Source organism: Staphylococcus sp. 11007852, from assembly GCF_011394325.1.
In the GTDB taxonomy this organism is placed as follows: Bacteria; Bacillota; Bacilli; order Staphylococcales; family Staphylococcaceae; genus Staphylococcus; species Staphylococcus agnetis.
This window is the reverse complement of sequence record NZ_JAANBJ010000008.1, coordinates 135,746-147,520: the sequence shown is the minus strand read 5'-3', so window position 1 is coordinate 147,520 and position 11,775 is coordinate 135,746. Positions and strand designations below refer to the sequence as shown.

The following is an 11,775-nucleotide window of genomic DNA, read 5'->3' as shown; positions in this document are numbered from 1 at the left end:
CCGGAACCAACGCCTGAGCCGACTCCAGAACCAACGCCTGAGCCGACTCCGGAACCAACGCCTGAGCCGACTCCGGAGCCAACACCTGAGCCGACTCCAGAACCAACGCCTGAGCCGACTCCGGAACCAACGCCTGAGCCGACTCCAGAACCAACGCCTGAGCCGACTCCAGAACCAACGCCGGAACCAATGTCTCATATGACTCAGTCACACCATGCTGTACACGTTCAAATGGTAAAACCTGTAAGCTATAAATCTCAAGCCTCTCCTAAAGCGGCTTTACCAGAAACAGGTCATGAAAGTACTCATTCTGGCCTCATCGGCACATTGCTTGCTGGGCTTGGTGCAATGTGTTTCATCCGTAGAAAACGTACGTCTCAACAAAAATAATTGTTCAAAAAGTGATAAAAAAAGAAACAACGACATGTGAAAACACGTCGTTGTTTTTTTATCTCAGTTACTCTATAAATCATCTTTTTGGACTCTCATTAATACCACTCAACTAACCTTTTATAACTTATTAACATGTTATTAATCGGTATTTAATTCTATAAAATGATGCTCCTCCTTATAATGAAAGTAATGATTTGTATTACGTAATCAATAATCATCATATTTTTAAATAAAAGGAGCAATAGACATGAAATTATCTACAATCGCTAAATCAAGTTTAGCCTTAGGTATTTTAACAACAGGAATCATAACAACACATGCTCAATCAGCCAATGCTGCAGAAAGCTTTAACTCCGGCGTACAAATTATCAATAAAGACAATACATCATTACATTCATATTATCGACAAGCTTATTATGAATTCAATAATGTATCAGGTACTAAGAAAGACAACCAAATTACAGTCGAAACTGATCATCACCCTCTACGTATTCAACTACCACAAAGTGAATTAAATAAATATCAAGACGGTCCAGTTTCTAATATCGATGTGTTTGCCGTAAGAGAATACAATGATACGAAACTTCCATCTATCGGTGGAATTACACAAAACACAATATCACTGAAAGATGACCCTATCACGCCTAAAATTTCATTACGCAAATCCAATGGTACAGGCATTTTCACAGATGATGTCCATTTATCAATTGAAAAACAAAATGTATCTCTAAAAGAGTTGGATTTCAAACTTAGACAACAACTTGTTGAACATGATGGTTTATATACTAACGGTTACAAGCATGGCAACATCTTTATTAGAATGAAAGATAATGTAAGACATGACATTGATTTGAGTGATAAATTGCCTGTGTCTCAAATGGGTACAGTCATTGATGCCACACAAATTGATCATATTCACGTAGAAATGAAATCATAAAACCGGCACACACACGTGTATTTCAACTATCGGTTTTTAAATTTATCGGACTTTTTATAGTGTGTAACGCTATTTAAACACTTTCTCACAAAGGCACTTGATGCGTGATTGGTCGTAGTATTCTAATGCGTACTGCGCATCAATTGACCTATCAAAAAGGAGCTAAAAATATGAAATTATCTACAATTGCTAAAACAACATTGGCACTTGGTATTTTAACTACAGGTGTTATAACAACAAACGTACAATATGCACAAGCAAATCATCAAGAGGATTCACGTCCAAGAATTGTTAATTCAGAAAACAAATTTTTACACGAGTATTATTCACGTCCATATTATGAATATAAAAAAGTATCTGTATTTAAAAAAGGCAATAAAGCCTTTCTTAGATCAAAGGGCCGTCTCACAAATATTTTATTATCTGGAGATGATAAAAATGCATACGCTAACGGCAAAGTACATAATTTAGATGTATTTACAGTTCAAGAAGAAGGCAATCAACGTGTACACTACTCCGTGGGCGGTTTATCAAGAACAAATTTTACAAGCAATCTGAATTGGAGCACTAAAATAGCCGTTTCATTATATAAAACGACTGAAACAGTACAAGGGGATTATCATTATAATATTAGCTCAAACAAACAGCAGCTGACTTTAAAAGAATTAGATTTTAAATTAAGACAAGATCTTATTAAAAATGCTGAGTTATATGAAAACGGCTATAAATACGGAGACATTACCGTAAAAATGAAAAATGGAAAACGCCACGTAATCGATTTAACGCAATCATTACAGTACAAAAGAATGGGCGTGTTAATTAGTCCAGAAGATATAGAACATATTGATATCCATATAAAGAAAATCGATATCAAGTTGTAATTTCAGAACATTACACGCACGCTCTGTGATTGTTCTATAAGCTAACTTTTTTATATAATTAGTAGATTATTTAAATAAACGTTATGTATAGTTAAACGTTATTTAATTTTAAAAATTAAAGTCCTCGCTTATACTAAAAGGGATTGGTCGTATTTTAAGTTTTCCATTTACTATCACTTTGTACAACATAAAGGAGCTAAGAATATGAAATTATCTACAATTGCTAAAGCAAGTTTAGCATTAGGAATTTTAACAACAGGAATTATAACAACAAACGCTCAATCTGTAAGTGCTGCAACGCCAAAAGCAGAAACTACACAAAGTAATCAAACAACTTTCGAAAAGGTTAAAGCGTATTACTCAAATGGTTATACAGAATTACGTAACGTAAACGCTTATGCAGCACCTAAGCGTGAAAATGTAGTTGTCGTTAAAGACAATACAAAAACAACAGCGATTAAACTTAAAGGCATTGATCAAGGTCTTTACACTGCGAATTTAACAGGTGTTGATGTATTCGTTGTAAACGAAAATAATCCTAATAGTAAAATCGTTAAAACGACTGGCGGTATTACGAAGACTAATAAAGCGCAATATTTTGATTATGTCGCAAGCCCTTCAATTACCGTGGCGAAAAAAGGTGCGGATGGCAAACCTGCTTTATTAGGTTCATTCCCATACCTTATTTCTAAAGAACAAATTTCACTGAAAGAATTAGATTTTAAAATCAAAAAAATATTGATACAGCGATACGGTTTATATGAAAATGGTCTCAGCAACGGTAAAATTAGAGTTGTAATGGATACTGGCAAAAAGAATGACTACTACACATTCCAATTAAACAGAGTTTTAGAAGAACACCGTATGGGTGTTGTCATTGATCCAACTAAAATCAAAAAAATTCTAGTTACAATGTAATATTAAAAATTAAACCCTACCGTAAAGCCGTGCCTTGCTATCAAGTTGCCCCCTTGATTGGCACATTTACAGGTATACTCAGCAACAACTTTTAATACACATCAATCACATGTAAGAGACAAAGAGCAAGTGATAGGACACTGGAACTGTTGCTTGATATTCACAAATCCAACAATTTAAGTGCATGATTAAACTTCAAATATAAATTAGAATTGATATGTTTCTAAAAAGCAGTGCTATCGTTACAGAGCCCCCCTCGTAACGATAGCCTGTTTTATTGATTGAAATAAATGAACGTTAGGTGTTACTGTGAGCCATTTTTCTTCAATTTAAAATATTTAAAAATATACATCACACCTACAATGATAAAAATTGTAGTGAACAACCATGAATGTTTCACGGTAAACACGATAGCACTTATCAAGAATAAAATGCCGATAAGCAACGTTAAATATCCTTGTTTCATAATGAATCATCCTTTTTATTATTTACTATTCAGTATATATGATGGGTCGATTCATTTCCAAAGCACGTGGAACATCAATCACACGTTGATTTAACGACCCTTTATACGCTAAATTGGGTTGATATAATGATTGTATAAATAATCCATCGACTAACACATCGACAAAGGTCAATAATTGACGTCTTGGACCTGTATCATTTTTCAAATATTCGAATAGGAACCCCGTCCAAACCCATAATGTTTTACGCTGGCCAAATTTTTCACGAAACGCACGCGCCACTTTTAACGTAATATCAATATTACAAAATGGCTCTCCACCCAAAATACTCAGGCCTGAAATGTAATCTGGTTCGCAGTAGGTCAAAATTTCTTCTAAAATATCGTCAGAAAAAGTTTCGCCATAATTAAATTTTTGAGCAGCAACGTTATAACACCCTTCACATTGAAATGGGCACCCTGACACATACATGCTGACGCGTACACCTTCCCCGTCAACAAAACTTTGTTGTTCGATTTTCGCAATGTAGCCTCGTCCTTCTACAATATCAAGAACGGTCATGGTTTTTGCCATCTTTCATATGTTTCACTCGAGCACAAATTTCTTTTTGACGTCCTTCAATGACGGGTCTTTGAACTGGATTTCCTAAATAACCACACGTCCGTTTGACCACATCAATCGTTTTAGGGTCACTATTACCGCAATGAGGACATGTATAACCTTGCGCTGTCGTTTCAAAATCTCCTTCAAACCCACATTCATAACAACGATCAATAGGAATATTCGTTCCTAAATAGCCGACTTTGTCATACGCATAATCCCATACCGCTTCTAACGCCTTCAAATTATGATTTAACTTTGGATACTCGCAATAGTGAATAAAACCACCACTTGCATAATACGGATAGTCTTTTTCAAAATCTATTTTCTCAAAAGGCGTCACATCTTTTCGCACATCATAATGAAAGGAATTTGTATAATAACCTTTATCTGTAATGTTCGGAATCGCACCAAATTTTTCAAAATCTAATCGACAAAAGCGGTCAGTTAATGATTCGCTTGGCGTGCTATAAATACTAAACCAAATATCTGTATCTTCAGTCCATTTTTGTTGATAATCTTTCATTTCTTTTAAAATATCTAACGTAAATGCTTTAGCTTCAGGATTTGTTTCCCAATTCGGACCGTAAAAGACCGTCGCCACTTCATATAAGCCGATGTATCCCATTGATACTGTGGCGCGACGATGTTTAAACACATCTGATACGGGTTCGTTATGCTGTAATTTATATTTAAACGCCCCACTCTTATATAAAATCGGCGCATTTTCAGGCGTTGCTTGAAGCACACGTTCTAAGCGGTACAGTAACGCTTCATGTAGGACATCCATACGTTCATGAAATATTTGCCAAAACGCGAGTTTATCACCTTTTGATTCTATCGCTATACGTGGAAGGTTTAGGGTGACTACACCTAAATTACAACGCCCATTATTTTCAAATTGACCTTCAGCATCACGCCATGCTTGTAAAAAGGAGCGACATCCCATAGGTGCTTTAAAATCACCTAATATATTCACTAATGCCTCATAATTTAAGACATCCGGATACATTCGTTTAGTCGAACATTCGAGTGCCAATTGTTTAATATCATAGTTAGGATCGTTCTCACTAAAATTCACACCTTTTTTAATCGAAAACACTAATTTTGGAAAAATTGCCGTCATGCGTGTTTTACCTAATCCTTTAATACGCGTTTTTAATATCGCTTGTTGGATTTTTCGGCTCAATGTATCCGTCCCAAGCCCAAATCCTAAAGTTACAAAAGGTGTCTGTCCGTTCGACGTATATAACGTATTAATTTCATACTCTAAACTTTCAATCGCATCACCAATATCTTTTGTCACTTGTTGGTCAACGTATGTTTCAATCGCATCTTCTTTTACAAATTGTGTAGCGATGGATCTATGGTGTGCTTCATTAAAACGTGCATATGTACTGAGTAATTCATCGACGCGGTCGACAGTACAGCCCCCGTACTGACTACTTGAAACATTCGCAATGATTTGAACCAGTTGCGCCGTCGCGGTTTGAATCGATTTAGGAGAGGTCACATTCGCATTTCCAATTTCAAAACCATGTTGTAACATTGATTTGGCGTCAATAAGGCAACAATTTGTTAAAGGTTGAAACGGATGGTAGTCTAAATCATGAAAATGAATGTCACCATTTTTATGTGCTTCCGCCACACGTTTTGGTAATAAATGTTCTAATGCGTATGATTTTGAAACCACCCCTGCTGTTAAGTCACGCATTGTTGAAAACGTGTTGCTGTCTTTATTCGCATTTTCATTCACCACTGTTGGATCTTTGGTGATGAGTCCTTGTAAAGCCACTTCCAATTGTTTCATAACATCAACCCTTTCTATATATTGTGTCTACCTACAATCTAAGACACTATATATAGTATTTCAAACAAAAATCAGACTGTTAACACAACTGTCAAAAGTTTGTTAATAAACGTTGAACTTTGAAAAGCGGGCAATTCAAAAATAATTTACATTATAACAAGTGCTAAAAATAACTTTGACGTACAACATAAAAAACAGTTAACCTCCGAATCATCGGTGTTAACTGTTCATCTTTATGGGAAATTAACGTTGATTTTTAATATTTATCGTTGCTTTAATGTAATTTTTTGCAGCCTCAAAATGTTGTTGTTCCGCTTCATCAAGTGTAATATCAAATACCTGGTTAATACCGTTTTGATGCGTTAATGTTGGTAAACTGATAGCTATCTGATCTTGTTCTTGAAGTGATGTAATCGGCATCACTGACTTCTCATTTAATACTAAACTTTTAACTAAGTTCACTGTTGTTTTAGAAATTGCGACATTTGTCCAGCCTTTATTTTTTAATACATCAAAAGATACTTTATCGATTTGTTGAGAAATGGCTTCTTTATTTATGCGTGGTTTGTCCGACAGTTTTTCAAATTCTTCAAGCGACATCCCTGAAATGGTCACTTTACTCCATACAGGCACCGCATGTTGCCCATGTTCTCCAATCACAAATCCTTCAACACTTTTTGGATCAATATCATAATGATCGGCGATGAGCGTTTTAAAGCGTGCAGTTTCGAGTAATGTTCCTGTTCCCATAATTTTCTCATTCGGATAGTCATTCGCTTGTGTCGCAATATACGTCATCGCATCTACAGGATTAGATACAAAAATGACGAGTGGTTTTGTTGTCACGCGATACAATTGATGCATAATGTCTTCAATTAATGAAATGTTCCCTTTCGTTAACGCTGTGCGATCAGGAATATCCGGATCCATCGGCACACTTGCCGTCACCACAACCACATCTGCATCTGATAAATCATTGTATGTTCCAACGCAAATATCAATATGATTTGTACGTGACAACCCTTGCGCATGATGGTGATCTAACACTTCACCTTCAGCCAATTGAGCATTAGAATCAATCACAACAATTTTTGAAAAGAGATTCATATACTGTATATCTGTTAAAAATTGACTTCCTACTTTACCAATTCCTATAATACCTAACTTCATGATAGCCACTCCTTTTTAACGATTTTATGTGTTAAAGTACATTTTAATACAATAATGATTGAAATTAAAATGAAAAAAGATAATCATTTTTGATTGTCATATGTTATGAATGATACAGTGATGTTGACACACATTTAAGAAAGGTGGGAGTCAAAGTGATGTTTACGAAAGACAACTACAATCGTTTTATTGTAGAAGCATGCGGGCAGTCTAAAGAGGTAGCTTGTTACATCTAACCGATAGAGAAACAGGGATTCAGTATCTATCAAATAGAGCTGGAGCTGGGACAGGTATAACACCTTTATTAGATAGAAATGGTAATGTATCAAAAGTCGATCCACAAGCGTTAAAATCCAATACATAAAGTAACAGCCGTAGACTCATGAATCTACGGCTGTTATATTGGTTTGAGTATCTTATTCTCCTTGATATGTTTTCACTTTATTTGTTTTCATATCAAAATATTTAAGTGATTGCTTACGTTTCTCCACTTTTTGTTTCGCACTGATGCTGTAGTCATTATTGTATAATGTCGCTTCCCAGCTACCGTACATTGGATTCGGGAAGATAATGTATTTACTTCCAAAATCATCTTCATGTTGGCGAACTAATTCATCACGTGATTTTTGAGACGCTTCTTTTGGCTCTTCAAAATCAAGTAAATTGTCACCAAATAACATCACTAAATTGTAGTCTGAACGTACTTTATCACGACGTTCTTCTTTACTCTTATCGCCCGCTTTTTTCAATAACACATGTTTTTTATCCGCTTGCGGTAATTTTTCTTTTTTCAAGTTTTTAATCGTCGCATCTAAATCTTTTTCATGAGAGCGGTCAGATACATAGAATATTTCTACATCATGTTTATCTGCATACGTTAAAAAGTCTTTCGCACCGTAAACAGGCTTCGCTTGCGCACTTTTCACCCATTCGTGCCATCCAGTTGGGAAAGATGTGCCATTTAACGCACTTGCCGCTTGAAATGGTGAATTATCTAATACCGTTTCATCAATATCTAAAACAATGGCTAATTTTTTGCCACCTTTATGCTGTTTAATTTTTTTACTTAACGTTTCTTTCGCGCTGTTATACCCTTGAGCATAAAGTGCTTTTGCCTCTGCAGAGTTTTGGTACCATGCCACACTCATCACATTTTGTTCGCTCAATTGTTTCACATAATCTGATTCAGCTTGCGTTTGAGTTTGTTGTGTTGGGGCTTCAGCACCTGCAAACGTGTCAGAAGGTACAGTAGACGTAATCATCCCTAAAGCTAAAAGTGTTGTTGCTGTTTTTGTCCATTTGTTCATAATATCCAATCACCTTTTTATGTATATTGTATAAAAGTAGAACAATTAATTATTGTCTTATACGCTTATATCATAAGTGTTTTTAAAATAAAGCTCAACAATTATGTGCGTATTTTTATTATATTTAGAAATACTGAATGGGTTCATATTTGAAGGGTGTTTCTTACATTTCCTTAAAACAGGAATACAAATGAAACTTCACATATCGATCTATATGATAAGCTAATAATGATAAAATGGTTTTGCTGTCATTTATGTTTTAATGAAATCTGTTCTGCCACACACATTAAACAACAAAACAGCCAAATTACATATCTTACCTTGATTTTACAACGATTGAGAATGGAGCATCCCAATGAATATAATCTTAAGAAATTTATCACTAACATTTGATTTAGAAAGCGAAACACCATTCTTTCAAGTTTCAATCCCTCATCGCATAAGGTTTGATGCTGATATGATTAGTAAACCTTTAGTGACCACAATCGTGAATCAGTTGTTTGACACCCCAGATACAACACATTGTTCATTCCTAAGTAAGTATCTTTCCCCGATTCATGCTAGAGAAAAAACACGTGTAGGCCGGTTTTTTAATATTATAAATTGGCGTGAAGACGTCCACGTCGGTGAAGATACATATATCATATCAACCTTTTACAAACTTACGAATGAAGCTTTGATAAATTATCTACTCTACGTTCCTCGTTCATTTATAAATCCTTATATCATTTTTTATAACAATCATCATATCGTATATATCAGTAGCGATGTATTAGATGTCATCAGCTGTTCAGAAGAAGTGATTAAAAACTATAAAGCAAAATATGCCGACATCATGGATACTGATTATGAATAATGGATTTATCATTTTATATGAAGCATAACGATTCACTTCTTACAATCTACAACATGTTAAAATGAAATTAACAAATAAAGAGTGAGTGATACGATGACTAACTACCATATTTCGTTCAATGCATTACATCCACGTACCCTGTATAAATGTAGTGGAATCACGTATATTTTTGTGCTTGAGGGACGTCTTCAATGTCTTGTTAACAATACTAATATCGATATTGAGTCCGGCAAAGTTTTACTTTTAAATCATCGAGATGAGCTTATTATTAATGATTTAGATGGCGACTTTATGCAGTTTAATATGAATTTACAATTTATTGATCATGTAATTGATGGACTTCCTGTATTTGAACCCGATTCTACTGATGATTCGATGAAATGGATTAAGAACTTTCTCGCTAAAATCGGCATTATGTACTTACGAAAAAACAAATATTTCAAACTGCTCATTGAACAACAAATGATTGAACTTTTGTTATTAATGGTGAAATACATTCCTCAAAAAGATATGGAACACGGTATGGCGACGACTGAAGATATGCGCTTGAATCGCGTCTGCCAGTATATCGAGCATCATTTTAATGAAGAGATTACACTTCATGATATGGCGCAATATGTCAATCTGTCTCCAGCTTATTTATCAAAATTGTTTACTAAAAAATTGAACATGGGCTTTTTACAATACTTAAACAAAGTACGTTTAGATCATGTCATTCTAGACTTAATTCATACGGACAAACCCATGATAGAGATTGCGCTTCAAAATGGTTTTAGTAATTCTGCACTCTTATCTCGCACGTTTAAAAAACAGATGAACACAACACCAACGCAATATCGTGAGGTACATCAAATTCATACACAACCAAAGCCACACACGAGCGTCTCTAAAAAGGAACTCATTTTAAATTTATCTCGCTATGTTATGAATGATCAACAACATTTGGTTCAAAATCCTGAAATCGGTAAACATATTCAAATGACACTTCACCCAACGGATGAAACGATTCATCATTTTAAACATATTATTCAAATTGGCAATATGGAGGCACTTTTAAGCGCGCACGTCCAACAACAATTAGTGACCTGTCAGTCTGACATCGGTCTGACACACGTCTTAATTCATGACCCTTTGTCGAGTCCAAATTTGATTTTAAACGAAGTTATTACGGATGAATCTATTTCGAATTATCAGCGCTACAACAAGGTGGATGCGTGTATTGATTTTTTAAAACAACACCGTATTGGTTTAATTATGACACTATCACCGTTTGATGACTTAGATGCCTATCTCGATCAACTTAAAGCGTTTTTAATGCATATTGTGATGCGTGATGATTCCTTAGAACACTTAAATTTAAAACTCTACATTAAACATGTAGACTTACCGGCATATCAAAAAGTCATTCGTTGTGTTGAACGTTTTATCCCGAATGTAAAATGTATCGTTCATCTAGACCTTTACCATCCGCAAAATGCCCTGAATATGCTTCAATATGATACATCACATATTGGGCATGTGAGTTTCGATGCGAACCAAAATGATTTGGTTAATTTTGATATTACAGATGATGAGCTTTTTGAAAATACAAAACATCATATTATTGATAAGGCCAATGAAGTGAAAGCCTTTTTAAATCAACATCACATTGATAAACCTCTTATTCTACTTAATTGGAATACGTTAACAGGTGATACGCATCTCACGAATGGTGAATATTTTAGAGGCGGCATTATTTTTGAACAGTTTTTACGCTTAAATAAAATGATTGATACGATTGGATATTGGCTTAATTATGATTTACATACATTACATGTGAAAAATGAAAAAGAATATATGAATAGCATTGAACTTTTCCATCAATACAATAGTAAACGACCTGCGTTTTTCACAAGTCATTTATTTAAAAAACTATCATCCCAAGTGTTATTTCATGACCATAATTGTATTGTTGTAGGTCGGCCAGAACATTTTCAAATCATTGTTTATGATGCGGAACATTTTAATCCGTATTTATCACTCAACTCACCACTGCCCTTTCTTGAAAATAAGGATGTCGCCTTAACGGTTAAACATCTATACTCTGGACTTTATCGTCTCAAACATTACACGCTAGATAAAGAACATGGCGCCTTATACCAAGTTTGGCAATCGTATAATACACGTACAGGCATCGATGCGGAATCCATTGCCTATATCGATCGGTTATCTTACCCGAAATTAGAAGTCAGCGAAAAATTCGTCACCCAAGACTTAACCTATAATCTGAAATTATTAACCAATGCGATTCATCTCATAGATGTAAAAAAGTATATGGATTAGGACAAAAATAGTTTATCTGTTTTTGTCCTATCTCTTTTTTTATGTTGAAAACAATGAGAATAGTATAGTGAAATGATATATAAGGGAAATAAATATGATACTTAATCTTTTAAAATA

The 11,775-nt window shown here is 34.7% G+C and carries 12 protein-coding genes; 7 read left to right on the top strand and 5 right to left on the bottom strand.

Going from position 1 to position 11,775, the window contains the following annotated elements:
- The 4 genes from G8Y85_RS02975 to G8Y85_RS02960 all read left to right on the top strand — a co-directional run.
- Positions 1-390, top strand: a 390-nt coding sequence (locus tag G8Y85_RS02975; protein ID WP_165805395.1) for an LPXTG cell wall anchor domain-containing protein, incomplete at its 5' end; no start/stop codon positions are given.
- 250 nt (positions 391-640) lie between these two features.
- On the top strand, positions 641-1,330 hold the full coding sequence (locus G8Y85_RS02970) for an exotoxin beta-grasp domain-containing protein (RefSeq protein WP_107368455.1): 690 nt from the start codon (positions 641-643) through the stop codon (positions 1,328-1,330).
- Positions 1,331-1,500: 170 nt separating this feature from the next.
- The gene (locus tag G8Y85_RS02965) at positions 1,501-2,211 is read left to right on the top strand and encodes an exotoxin beta-grasp domain-containing protein (RefSeq protein ID WP_165805394.1); all 711 of its coding nucleotides are present in this window, start codon (positions 1,501-1,503) and stop codon (positions 2,209-2,211) included.
- A 204-nt stretch (positions 2,212-2,415) separates the two neighbouring features.
- Positions 2,416-3,129 carry an exotoxin beta-grasp domain-containing protein gene (locus G8Y85_RS02960; RefSeq protein ID WP_107368457.1) on the top strand — a complete coding sequence of 238 codons (714 nt, stop codon included), beginning with the start codon at positions 2,416-2,418 and terminating at the stop codon, positions 3,127-3,129.
- A 304-nt stretch (positions 3,130-3,433) separates the two neighbouring features.
- Here the strand turns inward: G8Y85_RS02960 and G8Y85_RS02955 are convergent, their stop codons facing one another.
- The 4 genes from G8Y85_RS02955 to G8Y85_RS02940 form a co-directional block, all read right to left on the bottom strand.
- The gene (locus G8Y85_RS02955; protein ID WP_082624772.1) at positions 3,434-3,595 is read right to left on the bottom strand and encodes a DUF308 domain-containing protein; all 162 of its coding nucleotides are present in this window, start codon (positions 3,593-3,595) and stop codon (positions 3,434-3,436) included.
- A 25-nt stretch (positions 3,596-3,620) separates the two neighbouring features.
- On the bottom strand, positions 3,621-4,154 hold the full coding sequence (gene nrdG, locus G8Y85_RS02950; RefSeq protein WP_107368458.1) for an anaerobic ribonucleoside-triphosphate reductase activating protein: 534 nt from the start codon (positions 4,152-4,154) through the stop codon (positions 3,621-3,623).
- Positions 4,141-6,003 carry an anaerobic ribonucleoside-triphosphate reductase gene (gene nrdD / locus G8Y85_RS02945; protein ID WP_107368459.1) on the bottom strand — a complete coding sequence of 621 codons (1,863 nt, stop codon included), beginning with the start codon at positions 6,001-6,003 and terminating at the stop codon, positions 4,141-4,143. The genes nrdG and nrdD overlap by 14 nt, the downstream gene beginning before the upstream one ends.
- Before the next feature lie 243 nt (positions 6,004-6,246).
- Positions 6,247-7,173: a lactate/malate family dehydrogenase gene (locus G8Y85_RS02940; RefSeq protein WP_168429112.1), complete on the bottom strand. Its 927-nt coding sequence runs from the start codon at positions 7,171-7,173 to the stop codon at positions 6,247-6,249.
- Positions 7,174-7,396: 223 nt separating this feature from the next.
- Between G8Y85_RS02940 and G8Y85_RS02935 the strand changes: the two genes are divergently transcribed.
- The gene (locus G8Y85_RS02935) at positions 7,397-7,537 is read left to right on the top strand and encodes a DUF6440 family protein (protein ID WP_240928884.1); all 141 of its coding nucleotides are present in this window, start codon (positions 7,397-7,399) and stop codon (positions 7,535-7,537) included.
- Between the two features lie 52 nt (positions 7,538-7,589).
- Here G8Y85_RS02935 and G8Y85_RS02930 read toward each other — a convergent pair whose 3' ends face one another.
- Positions 7,590-8,480 carry a 5'-nucleotidase, lipoprotein e(P4) family gene (locus tag G8Y85_RS02930; RefSeq protein ID WP_060552115.1) on the bottom strand — a complete coding sequence of 297 codons (891 nt, stop codon included), beginning with the start codon at positions 8,478-8,480 and terminating at the stop codon, positions 7,590-7,592.
- A gap of 355 nt (positions 8,481-8,835) precedes the next feature.
- Here G8Y85_RS02930 and G8Y85_RS02925 point away from each other — a divergent pair, with 355 nt between their 5' ends.
- Both G8Y85_RS02925 and aryK read left to right on the top strand, forming a co-directional pair.
- Positions 8,836-9,336: a phage tail protein gene (locus G8Y85_RS02925; protein WP_107368460.1), complete on the top strand. Its 501-nt coding sequence runs from the start codon at positions 8,836-8,838 to the stop codon at positions 9,334-9,336.
- Positions 9,337-9,429: 93 nt separating this feature from the next.
- Positions 9,430-11,658 carry a transcriptional regulator AryK gene (gene aryK / locus G8Y85_RS02920; protein ID WP_107368461.1) on the top strand — a complete coding sequence of 743 codons (2,229 nt, stop codon included), beginning with the start codon at positions 9,430-9,432 and terminating at the stop codon, positions 11,656-11,658.
- The last annotated feature ends 117 nt before the right edge of the window (positions 11,659-11,775 follow it).